The sequence below is a fragment of the Mesocryomonas fontinalis genome, assembly GCF_055730125.2.
The window spans coordinates 1-291 of sequence record NZ_JBUZWG020000032.1; the positions used below are offsets into that span (position 1 = coordinate 1).

The 291-nt window shown below is 59.1% G+C and carries 1 protein-coding gene; it reads right to left on the reverse strand.

From position 1 onward, the window contains the following. The coding region (locus ACZL02_RS24385; protein ID WP_472941275.1) for a transposase at window positions 1-226 on the reverse strand (226 nt) is incomplete at its 3' end. Window positions 227-291 lie beyond the last annotated feature (65 nt).

Consider the following 291-nt stretch of genomic DNA (forward strand, 5'->3'; position numbering starts at 1 on the left):
CGCGCACGAAGATCCCCATTGCACCCCAGCGTTTCCAACGGTTGTAAAACGTCTTGGCAGGACCATAGTCCTTCGGCGCATCCCGCCACCGCAGCCCATTGCGATTGACGAAGATGATGCCGCTCAGAACCCGCCGGTCGTCGACCCTCGGCTTGCCGTGGCTCTTGGGAAAGAACGGGCGCAGGCGCTCCATCTGCTCGTCTGTCAGCCAATACAGATTGCTCATATCCAGTCTCCTCACAGAGCCTGAATCAGATCGTCGCCCTCACATCAATGGGTCCTGACCCTAGC